The sequence below is a fragment of the Pseudomonas sp. B21-036 genome, assembly GCF_024748925.1.
GTDB classification, from domain to species: domain Bacteria; phylum Pseudomonadota; class Gammaproteobacteria; order Pseudomonadales; family Pseudomonadaceae; genus Aquipseudomonas; species Aquipseudomonas palmensis.
In genome coordinates this window covers 1,147,236-1,169,148 of sequence record NZ_CP087178.1, presented here as the reverse complement: position 1 = coordinate 1,169,148, position 21,913 = coordinate 1,147,236, and the positions used below count along the sequence as shown (strand labels likewise).

At 65.2% G+C, this 21,913-nt stretch carries 17 protein-coding genes; 16 read left to right on the top strand and 1 reads right to left on the bottom strand.

The features are described from left to right. Positions 1-45: 45 nt before the first annotated feature. The 6 genes from LOY33_RS05155 to LOY33_RS05130 all read left to right on the top strand — a co-directional run bounded on the left by LOY33_RS05155 (position 46) and on the right by LOY33_RS05130 (position 6,934). Positions 46-564 carry an RNA polymerase sigma factor gene (locus LOY33_RS05155; protein WP_043860382.1) on the top strand — a complete coding sequence of 173 codons (519 nt, stop codon included), beginning with the start codon at positions 46-48 and terminating at the stop codon, positions 562-564. Between the two features lie 67 nt (positions 565-631). Further along, on the top strand, positions 632-1,591 hold the full coding sequence (locus LOY33_RS05150; protein ID WP_054915084.1) for a FecR domain-containing protein: 960 nt from the start codon (positions 632-634) through the stop codon (positions 1,589-1,591). Positions 1,592-1,710: 119 nt separating this feature from the next. After that, positions 1,711-4,314 (top strand): TonB-dependent receptor, encoded by a 2,604-nt coding sequence (locus LOY33_RS05145; protein ID WP_100633039.1) that lies wholly within the window; start codon positions 1,711-1,713, stop codon positions 4,312-4,314. Between the two features lie 141 nt (positions 4,315-4,455). Next, entirely contained in the window at positions 4,456-5,064 is a 609-nt protein-coding gene (locus tag LOY33_RS05140; RefSeq protein ID WP_258662086.1) for a biliverdin-producing heme oxygenase, read from the top strand. A 62-nt stretch (positions 5,065-5,126) separates the two neighbouring features. Continuing rightward, positions 5,127-5,540, top strand: a complete 414-nt coding sequence (locus tag LOY33_RS05135; RefSeq protein ID WP_043860378.1) for a YbaN family protein — start codon at positions 5,127-5,129, stop codon at positions 5,538-5,540. 35 nt (positions 5,541-5,575) lie between these two features. Beyond that, positions 5,576-6,934 (top strand): CoA transferase, encoded by a 1,359-nt coding sequence (locus tag LOY33_RS05130; protein ID WP_258662083.1) that lies wholly within the window; start codon positions 5,576-5,578, stop codon positions 6,932-6,934. A gap of 94 nt (positions 6,935-7,028) precedes the next feature. On the opposite strand, the gene arcD (LOY33_RS05125) is transcribed toward LOY33_RS05130, so the two are convergent. Continuing rightward, a complete protein-coding gene (arcD, locus tag LOY33_RS05125; protein WP_054915087.1) occupies positions 7,029-8,456 on the bottom strand; it encodes an arginine-ornithine antiporter in 1,428 nt (475 codons plus the stop codon). Between the two features lie 441 nt (positions 8,457-8,897). Between arcD (LOY33_RS05125) and arcD (LOY33_RS05120) the strand changes: the two genes are divergently transcribed. The 10 genes from arcD (LOY33_RS05120) to gcvT all read left to right on the top strand — a co-directional run bounded on the left by arcD (LOY33_RS05120) (position 8,898) and on the right by gcvT (position 21,894). Then, entirely contained in the window at positions 8,898-10,325 is a 1,428-nt protein-coding gene (gene arcD, locus LOY33_RS05120) for an arginine-ornithine antiporter (RefSeq protein ID WP_054915088.1), read from the top strand. A 33-nt stretch (positions 10,326-10,358) separates the two neighbouring features. Beyond that, positions 10,359-11,615 (top strand): arginine deiminase, encoded by a 1,257-nt coding sequence (gene arcA / locus LOY33_RS05115; protein WP_043862423.1) that lies wholly within the window; start codon positions 10,359-10,361, stop codon positions 11,613-11,615. A gap of 82 nt (positions 11,616-11,697) precedes the next feature. Next, a complete protein-coding gene (locus LOY33_RS05110) occupies positions 11,698-12,708 on the top strand; it encodes an ornithine carbamoyltransferase (RefSeq protein WP_043862424.1) in 1,011 nt (336 codons plus the stop codon). A 52-nt stretch (positions 12,709-12,760) separates the two neighbouring features. After that, complete coding sequence (gene arcC, locus LOY33_RS05105; protein ID WP_043862425.1) at positions 12,761-13,690, top strand: carbamate kinase; 930 nt, start codon at positions 12,761-12,763, stop codon at positions 13,688-13,690. A gap of 54 nt (positions 13,691-13,744) precedes the next feature. Beyond that, positions 13,745-14,104, top strand: a complete 360-nt coding sequence (locus LOY33_RS05100; protein ID WP_043862426.1) for a DUF5064 family protein — start codon at positions 13,745-13,747, stop codon at positions 14,102-14,104. A gap of 137 nt (positions 14,105-14,241) precedes the next feature. Beyond that, positions 14,242-15,759, top strand: coding sequence for a sigma-54-dependent transcriptional regulator (locus tag LOY33_RS05095; protein ID WP_043862427.1), 1,518 nt, complete (start codon positions 14,242-14,244; stop codon positions 15,757-15,759). A gap of 254 nt (positions 15,760-16,013) precedes the next feature. Continuing rightward, a complete protein-coding gene (gcvH, locus tag LOY33_RS05090; protein ID WP_043862428.1) occupies positions 16,014-16,397 on the top strand; it encodes a glycine cleavage system protein GcvH in 384 nt (127 codons plus the stop codon). Positions 16,398-16,407: 10 nt separating this feature from the next. Continuing rightward, positions 16,408-19,263 carry an aminomethyl-transferring glycine dehydrogenase gene (gcvP, locus tag LOY33_RS05085; RefSeq protein ID WP_258662078.1) on the top strand — a complete coding sequence of 952 codons (2,856 nt, stop codon included), beginning with the start codon at positions 16,408-16,410 and terminating at the stop codon, positions 19,261-19,263. 100 nt (positions 19,264-19,363) lie between these two features. Beyond that, positions 19,364-20,740, top strand: a complete 1,377-nt coding sequence (locus LOY33_RS05080) for an L-serine ammonia-lyase (RefSeq protein WP_043862430.1) — start codon at positions 19,364-19,366, stop codon at positions 20,738-20,740. Positions 20,741-20,769: 29 nt separating this feature from the next. Further along, the gene (gene gcvT, locus LOY33_RS05075) at positions 20,770-21,894 is read left to right on the top strand and encodes a glycine cleavage system aminomethyltransferase GcvT (protein WP_058541434.1); all 1,125 of its coding nucleotides are present in this window, start codon (positions 20,770-20,772) and stop codon (positions 21,892-21,894) included. Positions 21,895-21,913: the final 19 nt, after the last annotated feature.

Below are 21,913 nucleotides of genomic sequence, written 5' to 3'. Positions count from 1 at the left end.
GATGATAAGCATTATCATTCGCTGAAATCCCGGTCAGGTATCGCTGTGAGTCAGTCCCACTTCAACGCCGTCTTCCTCGCCCAGCGGGTCACCCTGCTACGCACCCTGCAGCGCATGGTCGACAACCCCAGCACCGCCGAAGACCTGCTTCAGGAAACCTACCTGCGCGTCACCCGCGCCCTGGGCGAACGCCCCATCGAGCACCTCGAACCCTTCGTGTTCCAGACCGCCCGCAACCTCGCCCTGGACCACCTGCGCGCCCGCCGCGTGCAAGCCCGCACCCTGCTCGACGATGTGCCCGAGGCGGTGCTGCACAACGTGGCCGCCAGCCACGGCAGCGCCGAGGACGCCACCCACGCGGAGCAGTTGCTGCGCCGCCTGAGCACCTCGCTGGGCGAGCTCAGCGCCCGCCAGCAGCGCATCTTCATCCTCAGCCGATTGCACGGCGCCAGCTATCTGGAAATCGCCGAACAACTGAAGGTGTCCGCCAGCACGGTTCAGAAGGAACTGAAACTGATCATGGCCATCTGTGTAGGCGTAGCCGATCGTCTCAATCGCGATTGAGCCTGCTTGCCTCACATGCCGATACACTTGATCATTACCTGATACACAAGCATGCCAAGGACCCTCCGTGACCGACAGTGCCCCTGACCGCCCTGCGCCGCCAGACCCGGCTGCCTGCGACAGCGCCATGGACCAGGCGCTGGACTGGCTGATACGCCTGCAATGCGCCACGCCCGAAGACACCCGGGCCTTCGAGGCCTGGCTCGAGGCCGACCCGGCCAATGCCCCGGCCTACGTGCAGGCCGAAGCCCTGTGGCACGGCGACAGCGTGCGCGCCGCCGCGCTGCAGCTGCAGCAACGCCAGCGTCCCTCGCGCCTGGCCCGCCTGCGCCCGCACTGGAAGCCGCTGGCCACCGCCGCGGTGCTGCTGGTGGGTGTGTTCACGGTGGGCAACCTGCCCATGCGCCTGCAGGCCGATCACCTGACCGTGGTCGGCGAGCGCCAGCGCCTGGAACTGCAGGACGGCTCCAAGGTACTGCTCAATACCAATTCGGCGTTCTCCAGCAACATCAACGACCGCCAGCGCATCGCCCGGCTGTACCAGGGCGAAGCCTACTTCCAGGTCCCCGGCGGGCAGCAGCCCTTCGAGCTGCGCGCCGGGCCGTTGCGCGCCAGCGTGCGCGACACCGATTTCGCCGTGCGCTACCTCGACGGCCAGGCACAGGTGCGGGTGCAGCGCGGCGACGTCGACCTGCTGGGCAACAGCGACCAGCGCATCCGCCTGTCGGCCGGCGACAGCATCAGCCTCGGCCCCAACGGTTTCAGCCAGCGCGAGCGCCTGGACGGGCAAAAGGACCTGGCCTGGATCGAGGGCCGGCTGGTGTTCGAGAACTGCCCCCTGAGCCAGGTGCTGGCCGAGTTGGGGCGCTACTACCCGGGCTGGATCATCAACACCAGCGAGCGCCTGCAGAACGTCGCCGTCACCGGCAACTACCGCCTCGACCAACCCCTCGAAGCGGTGCGCTCGCTGGCCCACATCACCTCCGCACGCCTGCAGGAGTACCCGGCGCTGGTGATTCTGAACTGAATCGGAATCTTTTTTTACGCGATGCCCCGTGGTCACACGTCTCGTTATAGCCAATGCAACTGATTCTTATTTTTGAATCGGCCGCACCTATAACATTCGCGCGACAGGGAGCGCTTTCGATGTCCAGAGGTTTCACTCGCCGGTCTACCGTCTCCACCCGCACAGCGGGCCTGCAACGTTGCACGCTGTCGCTGCTGACCCTGGCCATGCTGGCCGGCGGCGTCTGCAGCCTGCCGGCGCTGGCCGCCGAGCCCGCCCAGGCAGCCAACCCGCGCATGGGTGACTACCGCTTCGCCATTGCCCAGCAGCCGCTGGTGTCGGCGCTCAACGCGTTTACCGCCGTCACCGGCTGGCAGGTGGGGTTGTCCGCCGAGCTGGCCGAAGGTGTCGCCTCGCCAGGCGTGCGCGGCTCGATGCCGCCCGAGCAGGCCCTGCGCCAGATGCTCGCCGGCACCCAGCTGAACTACCGCAAGCTCAGTGCCGGCAATGTGGTGATCGAGCGCGCCGCCTCCAACGCCATCACCCTGCAGCAGGTGACCGTCAGCGCCACCCGTACCGCGCAGGACGTGAACCAGGTGCCAAGCACGGTGAGCGTGCAGACCCGCGAGCAGCTGGACCGCAGCAACGTCAACACCATCAAGGACCTGGTGCGCTACGAGCCAGGTGTCTCGGTCAGCGGCGTCGGCCAGCGCAGCGGCCTCAACGGCTACAACATCCGCGGCATCGATGGCGAGCGCGTACTGACCCAGATCGATGGCGTGTCGATCCCCGACAGCTACTTCTACGGCCCCTACGCCCAGACCCAGCGCAACTACGTCGACCCCGAGATCGTCAAGCGCGTGGAGATCCTGCGCGGCCCGGCCTCGGTGCTGTACGGCAGCAACGCCATCGGCGGCGCGGTCAGCTACTTCACCCTCGACCCGGACGACATCATCAAGCCGGGCAAGGACGTGGGTGCACGCCTCAAGGCCGGCTACAGCTCGGCCGACGAGAGCTGGCTGACCTCGGCCACCGTGGCCGGGCGCGAGGGCGATTTCGACGGCCTGCTGCACCTGAGCCAGCGCAACGGCCACGAGACCGAGTCCTACGGCAGCCACAGCGGCGATGGCCTGGCGCGCACCGAGGCCAACCCGCAGGATGCGCGCACCACAAACGTGCTGGCCAAGCTGGGCTGGAACTACGCCGACGACGCGCGGCTGGGCCTGACCTACGAGCGCTACAAGGATGATCGCGATACCAACCAACTGAGCGCAGTGGGTGGGCCGTTCATTCCCGGCTTTGGTGCCTCCAACTCCTACCGCGTACGTACCGGCAACGACACCGTCACCCGCGAGCGATTTGCCATCAACCACGAATTTGCCCTGGGCAGCCTACTGGCCGACAACATGAAGTGGAGCCTGAACTACCAGATCGGCAAGACCGACCAGCGCACCGAAGAGGTGTATGCGGCCAGAGGGCGCGAGGTGTTCCGTGATCGCCAGACCCTCTACCAGGACCGTCAGTGGGTACTCGACGCCCAGCTCGACAAAGCCTTCAGCCTTGGCGATACCGAACACCTGCTGACCTACGGCACCACGCTCAAGCAGCAGAAGGTCACCGGTTCGCGCAGCGGCACGGCAACCTGTTTGAATGTGGGCGGTACCTGCCGCGCCGTTGGCGATGCCAGCCCTGTGGACGCCCAGGTCAAGGTCAGCGACTTCCCGGACCCGACCATCAACACATACAGCCTGTTCGCCCAGGACGAGATCCGCTGGAACGACTGGACTTTCCTGCCGGGTGCACGCTATGACTACACCCGCCTCAAGCCCGACATGACCGACGAGTACCTCGGTGCACTGGGCAGCGCCAACAGCGTCAATGACGCCGAGAAGAAATGGCACCGCGTCTCGCCCAAGCTGGGTGTGACCTACGCCTTCAACGACAACTACACCTGGTACGGGCAATACGCTGAAGGCTTCCGCACGCCGACGGCCAAGTCGCTGTATGGTCGCTTCGTGAACCTGGCAGGCGGGTATACCGTGGAGCCGAACCCGAACCTGGAGCCGGAAAAGAGCAAAAGCTACGAAACCGGCCTGCGCGGCAACTTCGATGCGGGGCACTTCGATGTGGCGGTGTTCTATAACAAGTACCGCGACTTCATCAACGAAGACGCCGTGCAGTCGTCCGACCTGGGCAACACCTTCGCCGCCAACAACATCAAGCACGCGACCATCAAGGGCGTCGAGTTCAAGGGCCGCCTGAGCCTGGCGCCTTTTGGCGCGCCAGAGGGCCTGTATGCTCAGACCTCCCTGGCCTATGCCAATGGCCGCAACGACGACACCGGCCAACCGCTCAACAGCGTCAACCCGCTGACCGGGGTGTTCGGCCTGGGCTACGAACAACGCGACTACGGCACCCTGCTCAGTTGGACCGTGGTCAAGCGCAAGAACCGCGTCGATGACACCAACTTCTTCGCCCCCGACGGCAGCAGCGGCCGCTTCCGCACCCCGGGCTACGGCACGCTGGATCTGAGCGGGTTCTACAAGGTTACAGACGACATCACCATCAATGCCGGGGTGTACAACCTTGCCGACAAGAAGTACTGGCAATGGGATGACGTGCGCAGCTACGCCACCGTGGGCAAGGATGGCCTGGGTGAAGCGGCGGTTACCCAGCCGGCCAATCTGGACCGCCTGACCGCACCGGGGCGCAACTTCGCCATCAACCTGGTGTGGGATATCTAGACGCTACGCCGGCAAGGCCGGCTCCCACAGGGAGCTGGCCTGCCGGCGAATGGCCCGCAACCTTTTTTACTATTTCCACGCCCCTCATTCGTCTAGTTACTAACGTCTAGTCACCCGCTCACCATTTCCCAAGGATGCCCCATGACCGCAACCGCCGAACGCCCTGCCCTGCGCTCGCAGCGCCTCAACCAGCTCACCCATGCGCCGCACAGCGAGCTCGATGCGCTGGTCAAGTCCCATGCCCCCTTCGACACCCGCGAAAGCTTCGCCCGTTTCGTGGTCGCCCAGTACCTGTTCCAGTCCGAACTCCAGGCGCTGTACAACGACCCGCAACTGATCGCCATCGTGCCCGACCTGGCCGAGCGCTGCCGCGCCGCACAGGCCCGCCTCGACCTCGCCGACCTCGACACCGCAGTACCGGCCGCCTTCCCCGGCGCCGTGCACAACCTGAGCCTGGGCGCCGCCATGGGCTGGATATTCGTCTCCGAAGGCTCCAAACTCGGCGCCGCGTTCCTGATCAAGCGCGCCGTCGGCCTGGGCCTGTCGGACAGCTTCGGTGCCCGTCACCTGGGCGAGCCGGCCGGTGGTCGCGCCGAGGGCTGGAAGCAGTTCACCCGCATCCTCGATGGCCTGGAGCTCAGCGCCGAAGAAGAAGCGGCCGCTGAACAAGGCGCCGTGGCTGCGTTCGAACGTTTTACCGAGTTGCTCAAACACGCCTACGCCACCGCGCCCAAGGCCGAGCTGGCCTGATGCGTGCCGGGCCGGCCAGCCGCGCTGGCAGCCGGCCCTCACCTGTGCAGTCAATGGACCCCATGACCCGCCCATCCACCTCCAAGCTGTCCCGCGTGCTGTTCGGCCTGCTTGCCTATGTAAGCCTGGGCATCGGCCTGGTGGCCATCGTGATCCCCGGCCTGCCGACCACCGAGTTCATCCTGCTCGCGGCCTGGGCTGCCACGCGCAGCTCGCCGCGCCTGAGCGCCTGGTTGGAAAACCACCGGTTGTTCGGGCCGATCCTGCACAACTGGCGCAACGGCAAGGTGATTCAGCGCCGGGCCAAGGTCAGCGCCACGCTCAGCATGCTGCTGTGCGCCGGCCTGATGCTGGTGTTCATCGGCCTGCGCTGGCCGGTAGGGCTCGCCATCGGCGGCATGGCCCTGGGCAACCTGTGGATCTGGTCGCGCCCCGAGCGCGTGCCTGCCGCCCCGCATTTGACCAATCAGCCCTGATGGTCTGCAATGGCCCACCAACGGGAGGGCCAACCATGAGTCATGTTCTCAACAGCATCGTCAGCGCCCTGGGGTTAGCCCAGGATGCGCTTGAGCACCTGCACCTGCACACTGCAGGAGCCCTGCCATCGACATTCGAAGTCACCGAACTGGCCAGTGCCAGCATTGCCGCCACGGGCCTGGCCATTGCCGACCTGCTCGCCGGCCAGACCGGCACGCGCCCCGGGGTGCAGGTGGACCGACGTCTGAGCTCCCTGTGGTTCGCCACCAGCATTCGCCCCCAGGGCTGGAGCCTGCCGCCGCTGTGGGACGCCGTGGCAGGCGATTACCCGACCCGCGATGGCTGGATCCGCCTGCACACCAATGCCGCGCATCACCGCGCCGCTGCCGAACGGGTGCTGGGAGCGGTACACGACCGCGATCAGATGGCCCGGCGGGTTGCCGAGTGGGAGGCAGAGGCGCTGGAAACTGCCGTGGTGGCTGCGGGCGGATGTGCCGCGCAGATGCGCAGCTGGCAGCAATGGTCGGCGCACCCGCAGGGCATGGCGGTCAATGCCGAGCCGCTGATCGATCGCAAGGCTGGGCCGGCTGGCGTACTCAAGGGCTGGACCGGCACCGCGGCGCAGCCGCTCAAGGGGGTACGCGTGCTGGACCTGACGCGCATTCTTGCCGGGCCCGTTGCCAGCCGCCTGCTGGCGGGGTTCGGTGCCGACGTGTTGCGCATCGATCCGCCGGGCTGGGAGGAGCCCTCGGTGGTGGCCGAGGTGACCTTGGGCAAGCGCTGCGCGCGCCTGGACCTGCATGCTGCAGAGGACCGCGCGGTGTTCGAAGGCCTGCTGGCAGGTGCCGATATCCTCCTGCACGGCTACCGCGCCGACGCGCTGGAGCGCCTCGGCTATGGCGCCGAACAACGGCGCAGGCTCAACCCCGGGCTGATCGATGTCAGCCTCAATGCCTATGGCTGGAGCGGCCCGTGGCAGCATCGTCGCGGTTTCGACAGCCTGGTGCAGATGAGCAGCGGGATCGCTCGCGAGGGCATGCGCTGGCGTCAGGGCGAGCGGCCGGTGCCGTTGCCGGTGCAGGCCCTGGACCATGCCACCGGCTACCTGATGGCGGCTGCCGCGATCCGTGCACTGGATGAGCGGCTGCGCAGCGGCTGTGGCGGCTCGGCGCGTCTGTCGCTGGCGCGCACGGCCAAGCTGCTGGTGGACCAGGGCACGGTGATCGAGGACTTGCCGTTGGCCGGCGAAACCGAGGCAGACCTGGCCCCGGCCGTGGAGCAGACGCCATGGGGGCCGGCCAGGCGCCTGCAGGCGCCGTTGCAGGTGCAAGGCGCGCCGCTGGCATGGGCGCGGGGGGCTTGCGAGCTGGGGTCGGCCGAGCCTCGCTGGTGACCGCCAGAGGCTCTTCGCCGGCAAGGCCGGCTCCTACAGAAGGTCGCACCAACCTGTAGGAGCCGGCCTTGCCGGCGAACACCTCGACACCGCTCTAAAGCGTCAACCACCCCGCATACAACGCATACGCCGCCACCCCCGCCCCCACCAGCACCGCCGCGAAAATCAGTTTCTCCCACCCGGTGAACAGCGGCTGCCCCTGCTCGTGCTTGGCGCGGTAGAACAGGATCACCCCCGGCGCGTACAGCAGCGCCGACAGCAGCAGGTACTTCAGCCCCCCGGCGTAAAGCAGCCAGATCGCATACACCAGCGCCACCCCGGCCACCAGCAGGTCCTTGCGCCGCGCCCCGGGGTGGCGCTCATAGGTTTCCCCGCGCAGTGCCAGCAGAAACGCATAGGCCGCCGACCACAGGTACGGCACCAGGATCATCGACGACGCCAGGTAGATCAGGCTGGTGTAGGTGCCCGCCGAGAACAGCGTGATCAGCAGGAACAGCTGGATCATGCAGTTGGTCATCCACAGCGCATTGACCGGCACATGATTGGCATTCTCGCGGGTCAGAAACCGCGGCATGGTCTTGTCGCGGGCGGTGGCGAACAGGATCTCGGCACACAGCAACGCCCACGACAGCAGCGCCCCCAGCAGCGACACCGCCAGCCCCAGGCTGATCAGCAGCCCGCCCCAGGGCCCGACGATATGCTCCATCACCGAGGCCAGCGACGGGTTCTGCAAGCCGGCAAGCTCCGGCTGGGTCATCACCCCCAGCGACAGCACGTTGACCAGCACCAGCAGCGCCAGCACCCCGAGAAAGCCGATCACCGTGGCCTTGCCCACGTCCGAACGCCTTTCGGCACGGGCCGAATACACGCTGGCGCCCTCGATGCCGATGAACACGAACACGGTCACCAGCATCATGTTGCGCACCTGGTCCAGCACCCCGCCGAACTTGGGGTTGCTCAGCCCCCAGATGTCGCGGGTGAAGATATCGGCGCGAAACGCCACCGCCGCGATCACGATGAACATCACCAGCGGCACCACCTTGGCCACGGTGGTCACCAGGTTGATGAACGCCGCCTCCTTGATGCCGCGCAGTACCAGAAAGTGCACCGCCCACAGCAATAGCGAAGCGCAGGCGATGGCGATCGGCGTGTTGCCCTCCCCGAACACCGGAAAGTAGAAGCCCAGGGTGCTGAACAGCAGCACGAAGTAGCCCACATTGCCCAGCCAGGCGCTGATCCAGTAACCCCAGGCCGACGAAAAGCCCATGTACTCGCCAAACCCGGCCTTGGCATAGGCATATACACCCGAATCGAGCTCGGGCTTGCGGTTGGCCAGGGTCTGGAACACGAACGCCAGCGCCAGCATGCCGACGGCGGTGATGCCCCAGCCGATCAGCACGGCGCCGACGTCGGCCCGCGCGGCCATGTTCTGCGGCAGCGAGAAGATACCGCCACCGATCATCGAGCCCACCACCAGCGCGACGAGCGCACCCAAGCGCAGTTTCTGTCCTGGTTCGGACATGCAGTTCCCCTTTTCGTCCCGCGTTGTCATGGTGCTGTTACACACTAGGCCTAAATATAAGCACAGCCCTGACGTTTATAGTGGATTGTCTTCAAAACTATAACCTTCATAACTAGTACGTCTATGCCGAGGCGAACTAAACAGTGAGTTTTGCGTACCCCATCTACTTCATCAAGCAAACAAGATCTTTTCTCGTCAAAAATTTGCTAAACCCGTAAAAGCGACTAGCTTCAAATCTCGCAGCCATTCAGAGCGAATGCTCTAGAAAAAGGCTGGAGGTGCCATTGCACAAGGCTTGCGGGGTGTCGGCGAGGCGCCGGCTGCAGCGCTTCAAGTCCTTCAACAACAATGGAATGTATCAATGAACTGACCTGAATCAGCTCTCGTCACGCTTGCTGGATTTATTCTGGCATCTCTCTTCTCCTGGAATGGAGTTATCCAATGTCAGACACTCCCGGAAAACTACGACTGGGTGCGTTAGTCGCACTTGTAGTGGGTTCCATGATCGGCGGCGGCATCTTCTCGCTGCCGCAGAACATGGCCGCCAGCGCCGATGTCGGCGCCGTGCTGATCGGCTGGGGCATCACCGCCATCGGCATGCTGACCCTGGCCTTCGTGTTCCAGACCCTGGCCAATCGCAAACCTGACCTGGACGGCGGCGTATACGCCTACGCCAAGGCCGGTTTTGGCGACTACATGGGCTTTTCGTCCGCCTGGGGCTACTGGATCAGTGCCTGGCTGGGCAACGTGGGCTACTTCGTACTGCTGTTCAGCACCCTGGGCTACTTCTTCCCGATCTTCGGCGAAGGCAACACCCCGGCGGCGATCATCGGTGCCTCGATCCTGCTGTGGGCAGTGCACTTTCTGGTGCTGCGCGGCATCAAGGAAGCAGCGTTCATCAACCTGGTCACCACCGTGGCCAAGGTCGTGCCACTGGCGCTGTTCATCCTGATTGCCCTGTTCGCGTTCAAGCTGGACATCTTCACCGCCGACATCTGGGGCACGATGAACCCGGACCTGGGCAGCGTGATGAACCAGGTGCGCAACATGATGCTGGTCACCGTGTGGGTGTTCATCGGCATCGAGGGCGCCAGCATCTTCTCGGCCCGCGCCGAAAAACGCTCCGACGTGGGCAAGGCCACCGTGATCGGCTTCATCACCGTGCTGCTGTTCCTGGTACTGGTGAACGTGCTGTCGCTGGGCATCATGACCCAACCGGAACTGGCCAAGCTGCAGAACCCGTCGATGGCCGCCGTGCTCGAGCACGTGGTCGGTCACTGGGGCGCGGTGCTGATCAGCGTCGGCCTGATCGTCTCGCTGCTGGGGGCCCTGCTGTCGTGGGTACTGCTGTGCGCCGAGATCATGTTCGCCGCAGCCAAGGACCACACGATGCCGGAGTTCCTGCGCCGCGAGAACGCCAACCACGTGCCGGCCAACGCCCTGTGGCTGACCAACGCCATGGTGCAGATCTTCCTGGTCATCACGCTGTTCTCGGCCAGTACCTACCTGTCGCTGATCTACCTCGCCACCTCGATGATCCTGGTGCCCTACCTGTGGTCGGCGGCCTATGCGTTCCTGCTGGCACTGCGCAGCGAAACCTATGAACAGGCCCTGGCCGAACGCAAGAAAGACCTGATCATCGGCGGTATCGCACTGCTCTATGCCATCTGGCTGCTGTACGCCGGTGGCGTCAAGTACCTGCTGCTCTCGGCCCTGCTGTATGCCCCTGGCGTGGTGCTGTTCGCCAAGGCCAAGCGCGAGGTGGGCCAACCGATCTTTACCAACGTGGAGAAGCTGATCTTCGCCGCCGTAGTCATTGGCGCCCTGGTGGCGGCCTATGGCCTGTACGACGGCTTCCTGACTCTGTAACCCCCCGTATTCGCAACTTGGAGGAAATGAACCATGTCCACGGAAAAAGCTAAGTACGGCGTACATTCCGAAGCCGGCAAACTGCGCAAAGTGATGGTTTGCTCCCCAGGCCTGGCCCACCAGCGCCTGACCCCGAACAACTGCGACGAACTGCTGTTCGACGACGTACTCTGGGTCGCCCAGGCCAAGCGCGACCACTTCGATTTCGTGACCAAGATGCGCGAGCGCGGCATCGAAGTGCTGGAAATGCACAACCTGCTGACCGACATCGTCGCAATGCCCGAAGCACTGGACTGGATTCTGGAGCGCAAGGTCACCGCCGACTCGGTGGGCCTGGGCCTGATCAACGAAGTGAAATCCTGGCTGCGCAGCCTGGAGCCGCGACACATCGCCGAGTACCTGATCGGCGGCGTCTCGGCCGATGACCTGCCCGACAGCTTCGGTGGCAAGACCATCCAGATGTTCCGCGACTTCCTGGGCCACTCCAGCTTCATCCTGCCGCCGCTGCCCAACACCCAGTTCACCCGCGACACCACCTGCTGGATCTACGGCGGCGTGACGCTGAACCCGATGTACTGGCCGGCGCGTCGCCAGGAGACCCTGCTGACCACCGCCATCTACAAGTTCCACCCGCAGTTCACCAACGCCGATTTCGAGATCTGGTACGGCGACCCGGACAAGGACCACGGCAACTCCACCCTCGAAGGCGGCGACGTGATGCCTATCGGCAACGGCGTGGTACTGATCGGCATGGGCGAACGCACGTCGCGTCAGGCCATCGGCCAACTGGCGCTGAACCTGTTCAAGAACAAGGCCGTGGAACGCGTGATCGTGGCCGGGCTGCCGAAGTCCCGCGCTGCGATGCACCTGGACACCGTGTTCAGCTTCTGCGACCGCGACCTGGTCACGATCTTCCCCGAAGTGGTGAACCAGATCGTCGCCTTCACCCTGCAACCCGACGAAAGCAAGCAGGGCGGCATCGACATCCGCCGCGAAGAAGCCAGCTTCCTCGATGTGGTGGCCAAGGCCCTCAAGCTGCCCAAGCTGCGCGTGGTTGAAACCGGTGGCAACAGCTTCGCCGCCGAACGCGAGCAGTGGGACGACGGCAACAACGTGGTGGCCGTGGAGCCGGGCGTGGTCATCGGCTACGACCGCAACACCTACACCAACACCCTGCTGCGCAAGGCCGGTGTCGAGGTCATCACCATCAGTGCCGGCGAACTGGGCCGCGGACGTGGGGGCGGCCACTGCATGACCTGCCCGATCGTGCGCGACCCAATCGACTACTAAAACGACCATCGTCCGGCCGCGCCCACAAGGCGCCGGCCGGGCCGATCAGCCCTTTGCGTTCTAAAAGAACAGGAGCAACATCATGGCGTTCAACATCCACAACCGCAGCCTGCTGAGCCTGGAACACCACACCCCGCGCGAGCTGCGCTACCTGCTGGACCTGTCCCGTGACCTCAAGCGTGCCAAATACACCGGCACCGAGCAGCAGCACCTCAAGGGCAACAACATTGCGCTGATTTTCGAGAAGACCTCGACCCGCACCCGTTGCGCCTTCGAAGTGGCCGCCTATGACCAGGGCGCCAACGTCACCTACATCGACCCCAACTCCTCGCAGATCGGCCACAAGGAGAGCATGAAGGACACCGCCCGCGTGCTCGGGCGCATGTACGATGCCATCGAGTACCGTGGCTTCAAGCAGGAAGTGGTCGAGGAACTGGCCAAGTTCGCCGGCGTACCGGTGTTCAACGGCCTCACCGACGAATACCACCCCACCCAGATGATCGCCGACGTGCTGACCATGCGCGAGCATGCCGACAAGCCGATCCACGACATCAGCTACGCCTACCTGGGCGATGCGCGCAACAACATGGGCAACTCGCTGCTGCTGGTCGGCTCCAAGCTGGGCATGGACGTGCGTATCTGTGCGCCCAAGGCCCTGTGGCCGCATGACGACCTGGTGGCACGCTGCAAACAGTACGCAGAGGAAAGCGGTGCCCGCATCACCCTCACCGAAGACCCGAAAGCTGCGGTCAAGGGCGTGGACTTCATCCACACCGACGTGTGGGTATCGATGGGCGAGCCGGTCGAAGCCTGGGGCGAACGCATCAAGCAACTGCTGCCATACCAGGTCAACGCCGAGCTGATGAAGGCCACCGGCAACCCACGCACCAAGTTCATGCACTGCCTGCCGGCGTTCCACAACTCCGACACCAAGGTCGGCAAGCAGATCGCCGAGCAGTACCCGCACCTGGCCAACGGCATCGAAGTGACCGATGACGTGTTCGAGTCGCCGGCCTGCATCGCCTTCGAGCAGGCGGAAAACCGCATGCACACGATCAAGGCGATCCTGGTGTCGACCCTGGCCGACCTGTAACCCCGCCGGGAGCCGGCGCTGCCGGCTCCTGCACCCTAGAAAGGACATCATCATGCGTATCGTTGTTGCATTGGGCGGCAACGCCCTGCTGCGCCGCGGCGAGCCCCTGACCGCCGACAATCAGCGCGCCAACATCCGTATCGCCGCCGAACAGATCGCCAAGATCCACCCCGGCAACGAACTGGTCATCGCCCACGGCAACGGCCCGCAGGTCGGCCTGCTGTCGCTGCAGGCGCAATCCTACAAACCCGACGAAGCCTACCCGCTGGACGTGCTCGGTGCCGAAACCGAAGGCATGATCGGCTACATCATCGAACAGGAGCTGGGCAACCTGCTGGACTTCGAGGTGCCCTTCGCCACCCTGCTGACCCAGGTGGAAGTGGACGCCAACGACCCTGCCTTCAAGGACCCGACCAAGTTCATCGGCCCGGTCTACGGCAAGGAAGAAGCCGAGCGCCTGGCCAAGGAAAAAGGCTGGGTGGTCAAGGCCGACGGCGACAAGTTCCGCCGCGTGGTGGCCAGCCCCAAACCCAAGCGCATCTTCGAGATCCGCCCGATCAAGTGGCTGCTGGAAAAGAGCAGTATCGTGATCTGTGCCGGGGGTGGCGGCATCCCCACCATGTATGGTGAGAACGGCAAGCTGCAGGGCATCGAGGCGGTGATCGACAAGGACCTGTGCTCGTCGCTGCTGGCCGAACAGCTGGACGCCGACCTGCTGGTGATTGCCACGGACGTGAACGCGGCGTATGTCGACTTCAACAAGCCGACCCAGAAAGCCATCGCTCAGGCCCACCCGGACGAACTGGAGCGCCTGGGCTTTGCCGCAGGCTCCATGGGGCCGAAGGTGCAGGCCGCTTGCGACTTTGCCCGGCACACCGGCAAAGTAGCGGTTATCGGCTCGCTGGCCGATATCGAAGACATCGTCAAGGGCACTGCCGGCACTCGGGTGAGTACGTCCAAGCCGGGTATCGACTACCGTTGATGCAGTTGGGCGGATCTGCAGGTCCGCCCGTTTCAACCTTCCAGAGGAGCCGCCATGGCCATATTCGAACCCGGTCATCTGCACATCGAGCGCCATGCGCTGAACAAGGCCGATTACAGCTACAACCTGTGCATCGACTACAAGGTTGAGCAGGATCCCAAGGAAGGCAAAGGCATGAGTTTTCGCATGCATGGCACCATCGAGGACAAGCCGATGGACGAAACCTTCTTCATGCCCAAGGACCAGGCCTTCGACTTCGCGCGGCAGGCCTCGATCATCGCGCAGAAGTACGGCATGCCCAAAACCGCCAGCATCAGCTCGCTGCACAAGATCTACGACATGATGTTCGAGGATGTGCGCGCACAGCTCGATGTGAAATCGGGCGACCCGGTCAAGCCCGAGCACCTGGGCTAGCCCACCACGACCTCATTGCGGGTCAACCCCGCTCCCACAAAAATCACCTGCGCCTGTGGGAGCGGGCTTGACCCGCGATTCGACCGCGCAGCGGTCGCAGGGCATACTTGCCATCCCGGCAAGCCAGAACATCCCCCATGCGTATCCACGTCAGCTTCATCGACCGCGTCGGCATCACCCAGGAAGTGCTGGCCCTGCTCGGTGCCCGCCACCTCAACCTGGACGCCGTGGAGATGGTGCCGCCCAACGTCTACATCGACGCCCCGACCCTGAGCCCCGACGTGCTCGAAGAGCTGCATGACGCGCTGTTCAACGTGCACGGCGTGCAAAGCGTGAAAGTGGTCGACATCCTCCCCGGCCAGCGCCGCCACCTGCAGCTCGATGCCCTGCTCGCCGCCATGAGCGACCCGGTCCTGGCCCTGGACAGCGCCGGCCATGTGCTGCTGGCCAACCCCGCATTGATCGCCCTGTGCGGCCAGGACCCGGAGGGCCGCTCGGTGGGTGAGCTGTTCGGCGACCCGCAACTGCTCGATGCGCTGATCGAACAGGGTTTCCACCTGCCCCTGCGCGAAGTCACCCTCAACGGCCAGACCCTGCTGCTCGACGCCACCCCGATCACCAACGCCGGCGCCCTGCTGACGCTGTACCAGGCCAACCGCATCGGCGAACGCCTGTCGGCCCTGCACCACGACCATGCCGAAGGCTTCGACGCGCTGCTCGGCGACTCGCCGCCCATCCGTACCCTCAAGGCCCGCGCCCTGCGTGTGGCGGCGCTGGATGCGCCGCTGCTGATCCACGGCGAGACCGGCACCGGCAAGGAACTTGTAGCCCGTGCCTGCCACGCCATCAGCAGCCGCCACAACGCACCCTTCCTGGCACTGAACTGTGCGGCGCTGCCGGAGAACCTGGCCGAGAGCGAGCTGTTCGGCTACGCCCCCGGTGCCTTCACCGGCGCGCAACGCGGCGGCAAGCCGGGGCTGATGGAGCTGGCCAACCAGGGCACCGTGTTTCTCGATGAAATCGGCGAGATGTCGCCTTACCTTCAGGCCAAGCTGCTGCGGTTTCTGAGCGATGGCAGCTTTCGCCGCGTGGGCGGTGATCGCGAGGTCAAGGTCAACGTGCGCATCCTCAGCGCCACCCACCGCGACCTGGAAAAGATGGTTGCCGAAGGCAGTTTTCGCGAAGACCTGTTCTACCGCCTGAACGTGCTCAATCTGGAAGTGCCGCCGCTGCGCGAGCGTGGCCAGGACATCCTGATGCTGGCGCGTGCCTTCATGCGCCAGGCCTGCACGCAGATCCAGCGTCCGCTGTGCCGGCTGGCGCCGGGCACCTACCCGGCGTTGCTGGGCAACCGCTGGCCGGGCAACGTGCGCCAGTTGCAGAACGTGATCTTTCGCGCTGCGGCCATCTGCGAGAGCAGCCTGGTGGATATTGGTGACCTGGACATTGCCGGCACCTCGGTGGCGCGCCAAAGCGATGGTGAAGTGGCCAGCCTGGAGCAGGCCGTGGAGAACTTCGAGCGTGGCCTGCTGGAAAAGCTCTACGCCACCTACCCCTCCACCCGCCAGTTGGCCAGCCGCTTGCAGACTTCGCACACGGCTATTGCGCATCGGCTGCGCAAGTATGGCATTCCCGGAAAGGAAACCCTTCCGTAGCGAATTCGATACACCGTATCGATTTCGCTACATCGCCCGTTTGCCACTGTAATGCAAGGTTTTGATCCCTCTGCGCTTTTTCAATACTCGACAGGTGTAGCGATTTCGCTACGACCTGCGTAACGAGCACCACCGACAAATACATAAATAATTGATTTGTAAGCATTTTTTATAAATGGCCACGAACTTGCTAAGGAGATGTCAGTTCCGGGCTGGCCTGATGGTGAGCCCTACCGCACCCCTGAGGAGTTCCCATGAGCGAGTTGCGTTTTACCGAAGATCACGAATGGCTGCGCGCCGAAGCCGACGGCAGCGTCACGGTCGGGATCACCGCCTTTGCCCAGAACGCATTGGGTGACGTGGTCTATGTGCAACTGCCGGAACTGCAAACCTACGAAGCCGGGGCCGAAGCCTCCACCGTCGAATCGGTCAAAGCCGCCAGCGGCGTGTACATGCCGCTGACCGGTGAAGTGGTGGCAGTCAACGAACAGCTGCAGGACAGCCCCGAGCTGGTCAACGAAGACCCGCTGGGCGAAGGCTGGTTCTTCCGCTTCATCCCGGCCGATGCCGGCGCCGTCGCGCAACTGCTCGACCAGGACGCCTACGACCGTCTGATCAAAGCCAACGCCGACGCCTGAGGAAATCACCATGACCATCAACCTCGGCACCGCCAATCAGTTCATCGCCCGTCATATCGGCCCGCGCGACACCGACGAGCAGGCCATGCTCGCCACCCTGGGCTTCGACTCGCTGGAGGCCATGAGCGCCGCCGTGATCCCCGACAGCATCAAGGGCACCAGCGTGCTCGAGCTCGGTGACGGGCAGAGCGAAGCCGATGCCCTGGCCTCGCTCAAGGCCATCGCCGGCAAGAACCAGCTGTTCAAGAGCTTCATCGGCCAGGGCTACTACAACACCCACACCCCGGCACCGATCCTGCGCAACCTGCTGGAAAACCCGGCCTGGTACACCGCCTATACCCCCTATCAGCCCGAGATTTCCCAGGGCCGCCTGGAAGCGCTGCTGAACTTCCAGACCCTGATCAGCGACCTCACCGGCTTGCCGATCGCCAACGCCTCCCTGCTCGACGAAGCCACGGCCGCCGCCGAAGCCATGACCTTCTGCAAGCGCCTGAGCAAGAACAAGGGCAGCCACGCCTTCTTCGCCTCGGTGCATTGCCACCCGCAGACCCTCGACGTGCTGCGCACCCGTGCCGAGCCGCTGGGCATCGAGGTGGTGGTGGGCGACGAGCGCGAGCTGGGCGACGTGAGCGCCTTCTTCGGCGCCCTGCTGCAGTACCCGGCCAGCAACGGCGAGGTGTTCGACTACCGCGAACTGGTGGAGCGCCTGCACGCCGCCAACGCGCTGGTGGCGGTAGCCGCCGACCTGCTGGCGCTGACCCTGCTGACCCCGCCGGGTGAGTTCGGCGCCGACGTGGCCATCGGCAGCGCCCAGCGCTTCGGCGTGCCGCTGGGCTTCGGCGGCCCGCATGCGGCGTACTTCTCCACCCGCGATGCGTTCAAGCGCGACATGCCCGGGCGCCTGGTCGGCGTGTCCATCGACCGCTTCGGCAAGACCGCCCTGCGCCTGGCCATGCAGACCCGCGAGCAGCACATCCGCCGCGAGAAGGCCACCAGCAACATCTGCACCGCCCAGGTACTGCTGGCCAACATCGCCAGCATGTACGCCGTGTACCACGGCCCGCAGGGCCTCAAGCAGATCGCCCAGCGCACCCACCAGCTGACCGCGATCCTGGCCTGCGGCCTCAAGGCACTGGGCGTGAACGTGCAGAACGCCGCGTTCTTCGACACCCTGACCCTGGCCACTGGCGGCGCGACTGCCGCGCTGCATGAACAGGCGCGCGCCCGCCAGCTCAACCTGCGCCAGATCGATGCCGACCACCTGGGCCTGTCGCTGGACGAAACCAGCACCCAGGCCGATGTCGAGGCCCTGTGGCAGCTGTTCGCCAATGGCCAGGCCGTACCGGACTTCGCCGCGCTGGCCGCTGCCACGCCAGCACGACTGCCGGCCGCCCTGCTGCGCCAGTCGGCCATCCTCGAACACCCGGTGTTCAACCGCTACCACAGCGAAACCGAACTGATGCGCTACCTGCGCAAGCTGGCCGACAAGGACCTGGCGCTGGACCGCACCATGATTCCGCTGGGCTCGTGCACCATGAAGCTCAACGCCGCCAGCGAAATGATCCCGGTGACCTGGGCCGAGTTCGGCAACCTGCACCCCTTTGCCCCCGCCGAGCAGAGCCAGGGCTACCAGCAACTGACCGACGAGCTGGAGGCCATGCTGTGCGCCGCCACTGGCTATGACGCCGTGTCGTTGCAGCCCAACGCCGGTTCGCAGGGCGAGTACGCCGGCCTGCTGGCGATCCGCGCCTACCACCAGAGCCGGGGCGATGCCCGCCGCGATATCTGCCTGATTCCCTCGTCGGCCCACGGCACCAACCCGGCCACCGCACACATGGCCGGCATGCGCGTGGTGGTCACTGCGTGCGATGCCCGTGGCAACGTCGACATCGACGACCTACGCGCCAAGGCCATCAAGCACCGCGACCAGTTGGCCGCGCTGATGATCACCTACCCGTCCACCCACGGTGTGTTCGAGGAGGCCATCGGCGAGATCTGCGCGATCATCCACGACAACGGCGGCCAGGTGTACATCGACGGCGCCAACATGAACGCGATGGTCGGCCTGTGCGCCCCGGGCAAGTTCGGCGGCGACGTGTCCCACCTGAACCTGCACAAGACCTTCTGCATCCCCCACGGCGGTGGCGGCCCGGGCGTCGGCCCGATCGGTGTCAAGGCGCACCTGGCGCCGTTCCTGCCGGGCCATGCGCACCTGCACAACCCCCAGGGCGCGGTATGCGCGGCGCCGTTCGGCAGTGCAAGCATCCTGCCGATCACCTGGATGTACATCCGCATGATGGGCGGCGCCGGGCTCAAGCGTGCGTCGCAGATGGCGATCCTGAATGCCAACTACATCGCCCGCCGCCTGGAAGAGCACTATCCTGTGTTGTACACCGGCGGCAATGGCCTGGTGGCGCACGAGTGCATCCTGGACCTGCGCCCGCTCAAGGACAGCAGCGGCATCAGCGTCGACGACGTGGCCAAGCGCCTGATCGACTTCGGCTTCCATGCCCCGACCATGTCGTTCCCGGTGGCCGGCACGTTGATGATCGAGCCGACCGAGAGCGAGGCCAAGGAGGAACTGGACCGCTTCTGCAACGCCATGATCTGTATTCGCGAAGAGATTCGCGCAGTGGAGAACGGCAGCCTGGACAAGGACGACAACCCGCTGAAGAACGCCCCGCACACCGCGGCCGAGCTGGCCGGCGAATGGCCCCACGGCTATAGCCGCCAGCAGGCGGTGTACCCGCTGCCATCGCTGGTGGAGGCCAAGTACTGGCCACCCGTGGGGCGTGTCGACAACGTGTTCGGCGACCGCAACCTGATCTGCGCCTGCCCGTCGATCGAAAGCTATCAGGACGCCTGAGGGCCTCTTCGCCGGCAAGGCCGGCTCCTGCAGAGCCCGCGCGCATCTGTAGGGGCCGGCCTTGCCGGCGAAGCTTTTCAACCTGCACGAGGGTACGACCATGTCACTCAGCGTCTTCGACCTGTTCAAGATCGGCATCGGCCCCTCCAGCTCCCATACCGTCGGGCCGATGCGCGCAGCCGCGCGTTTTGCCGAGGGCCTGCGCCGCGACGACCTGCTGGCCAGTACCGCCAGCGTCAAGGTCGAGCTGTACGGCTCGCTCGGCGCCACCGGCAAGGGCCACGGCAGCGACAAGGCGGTGCTGCTGGGGCTTGAGGGCGAACACCCCGACAGCGTCGACACCGACACCATCGCAGCGCGCCTGCAGGCGATCCGCAGCAGCGGGCAGCTCTACCTGCTGGGCGAGCACGCCATCGAGTTCAACGAAAAACAGCACCTGGCGATGATCCGCAAGCCGCTGGCCTTTCACCCCAACGGCATGATCTTTCGTGCCTTCGACGCCGCCGGCCTGCAGGTACGCAGCCGCGAGTACTACTCGGTGGGCGGTGGTTTCGTGGTCGACGAAGGCGCCGCCGGGGCCGATCGTATCGTCGAGGACAGCACCACACTGCCCTACCCGTTCAAGACGGCCCGGGAACTGCTTGACCACTGCACCACGCATCACCTGAGCATCAGCCAGGTGATGCTGGCCAACGAATCGGCCTGGCGCCCCGAGGCCGAGACCCGCAGCGGCCTGCTGCACATCTGGCAAGTGATGCAGGACTGCGTGGCTGCCGGCTGTCGCAACGAGGGCATTCTGCCCGGCGGGCTCAAGGTCAAGCGCCGCGCGGCGGCCCTGCACCGCCAGCTGTGCGCCAACCCCGAGGCGAGCCTGCGCGATGCGCTGTCGGTACTCGACTGGGTCAACCTCTATGCCCTGGCGGTCAACGAAGAGAATGCCTCCGGCGGTCGCGTGGTCACCGCCCCCACCAATGGCGCTGCCGGCATCGTGCCGGCGGTGCTGCACTACTACATGCGCTTCATCGGGGGTGCCAGCGAAGACGGCGTGGTGCGCTTTCTGCTCACCGCCGCTGCCATCGGCATCCTGTACAAGGAAAACGCCTCGATCTCGGGGGCCGAGGTGGGCTGCCAGGGCGAGGTCGGGGTGGCCTGTTCGATGGCAGCCGGGGCCCTGTGCGAGGTGCTGGGCGGCAGCGTGCAACAGGTCGAGAACGCCGCCGAAATCGGCATGGAACACAACCTGGGCCTGACCTGCGACCCGATTGGCGGGCTGGTCCAGGTGCCCTGCATCGAACGCAATGCCATGGGCTCGGTCAAGGCGATCAACGCGGTGCGCATGGCCTTGCGCGGCGACGGGCAGCACTTCGTCTCGCTCGACAAGGTGATCCGCACCATGCGCCAGACCGGCGCCGACATGAAAAGCAAATACAAGGAGACCGCCCGCGGCGGTCTGGCCGTCAACATCATCGAGTGCTGACAACCTCAAGCCTCTAGAAGGAGTCATCAATGTCCACCGACACACTGCTGCAAACACCGCTTCATGCCCTGCATCTGGAACTGGGCGCGCGCATGGTGCCGTTCGCCGGCTACGACATGCCCGTGCAGTACCCGCTGGGGGTGCTCAAGGAGCACCTGCACACCCGCGAACAGGCCGGCCTGTTCGACGTGTCGCACATGGGCCAGATCCGCCTGGTGGGCGCCGATGCCGCCAAGGCCCTGGAAACCCTGGTGCCGGTCGACATCATCGATTTGCCGGTGGGCATGCAGCGCTACGCGATGTTCACCAACGAACAGGGCGGCATCCTCGACGACCTGATGGTGGCCAACCTGGGCAACGACGAACTGTTCCTGGTGGTCAACGCCGCCTGCAAGGACCAGGACCTGGCCCACCTGCGCCAGCACATCGGCACGCTGTGCCAGGTGCAGCCGCTGTTCGAAGAGCGCGCCCTGCTGGCCCTGCAGGGCCCGGCGGCGGTCAAGGTGCTGCAGCGCCTGGCCCCCGAGGTGGCGGACATGACCTTCATGCAGTTCAAGCCCGTGGTGTTGCTGGGCGTGGACTGCTACGTGAGCCGTTCGGGCTACACCGGCGAAGACGGCTTCGAGATCAGTGTGCCCAGCGCCAGCGCCGAGGCCCTGGCCCGTCACCTGCTGGCCGAGCCGGAAGTGGCCGCTATCGGCCTGGGCGCGCGCGACTCGCTGCGCCTGGAAGCCGGCCTGTGCCTGTACGGGCATGACATGAATGCCGACACCACGCCGATCGAGGCGAGCCTGCTGTGGGCCATCTCCAAGGTACGCCGCGCCGATGGCTCGCGGGCGGGAGGCTTCCCCGGCGCTGCTGCGATCTTCGCCCAGCAGCACAGCGGCGTGGCGCGCAAGCGCGTCGGCCTGCTGCCGCAGGAGCGCACCCCGGTGCGCGAAGGGGCCGAGATCGTGGATGAGGCCGGCACGGTGGTCGGCAGCATCTGCAGCGGAGGCTTCGGGCCCACGCTGGGCGCGCCAGTGGCGATGGGATATGTGGACCAGGCCCATGCAGCGCTCGATACACCGCTGTGGGCCATCGTGCGCGGCAAACGGGTGGCGATGAAAGTCAGCAAGATGCCGTTCGTTGCCCAGCGCTACTATCGCGGCTGAAACAGCGCAATTGAAACAA

What these genes read in the sequence shown, in the direction of transcription:
- LOY33_RS05145 (WP_100633039.1), top strand. Translation starts at nt 1,711, where the DNA reads ATGTCCAGAGGTTTCACTCGCCGGTCTACCGTCTCCACCCGCACAGCG.
- LOY33_RS05140 (WP_258662086.1), top strand. Translation starts at nt 4,456, where the DNA reads ATGACCGCAACCGCCGAACGCCCTGCCCTGCGCTCGCAGCGCCTCAAC.
- LOY33_RS05135 (WP_043860378.1), top strand. Translation starts at nt 5,127, where the DNA reads ATGACCCGCCCATCCACCTCCAAGCTGTCCCGCGTGCTGTTCGGCCTG.
- LOY33_RS05130 (WP_258662083.1), top strand. Translation starts at nt 5,576, where the DNA reads ATGAGTCATGTTCTCAACAGCATCGTCAGCGCCCTGGGGTTAGCCCAG.
- arcD (WP_054915087.1), bottom strand. Translation starts at nt 8,456, where the DNA reads ATGTCCGAACCAGGACAGAAACTGCGCTTGGGTGCGCTCGTCGCGCTG.
- arcD (WP_054915088.1), top strand. Translation starts at nt 8,898, where the DNA reads ATGTCAGACACTCCCGGAAAACTACGACTGGGTGCGTTAGTCGCACTT.
- arcA (WP_043862423.1), top strand. Translation starts at nt 10,359, where the DNA reads ATGTCCACGGAAAAAGCTAAGTACGGCGTACATTCCGAAGCCGGCAAA.
- LOY33_RS05110 (WP_043862424.1), top strand. Translation starts at nt 11,698, where the DNA reads ATGGCGTTCAACATCCACAACCGCAGCCTGCTGAGCCTGGAACACCAC.
- arcC (WP_043862425.1), top strand. Translation starts at nt 12,761, where the DNA reads ATGCGTATCGTTGTTGCATTGGGCGGCAACGCCCTGCTGCGCCGCGGC.
- LOY33_RS05100 (WP_043862426.1), top strand. Translation starts at nt 13,745, where the DNA reads ATGGCCATATTCGAACCCGGTCATCTGCACATCGAGCGCCATGCGCTG.
- LOY33_RS05095 (WP_043862427.1), top strand. Translation starts at nt 14,242, where the DNA reads ATGCGTATCCACGTCAGCTTCATCGACCGCGTCGGCATCACCCAGGAA.
- gcvH (WP_043862428.1), top strand. Translation starts at nt 16,014, where the DNA reads ATGAGCGAGTTGCGTTTTACCGAAGATCACGAATGGCTGCGCGCCGAA.
- gcvP (WP_258662078.1), top strand. Translation starts at nt 16,408, where the DNA reads ATGACCATCAACCTCGGCACCGCCAATCAGTTCATCGCCCGTCATATC.
- LOY33_RS05080 (WP_043862430.1), top strand. Translation starts at nt 19,364, where the DNA reads ATGTCACTCAGCGTCTTCGACCTGTTCAAGATCGGCATCGGCCCCTCC.
- gcvT (WP_058541434.1), top strand. Translation starts at nt 20,770, where the DNA reads ATGTCCACCGACACACTGCTGCAAACACCGCTTCATGCCCTGCATCTG.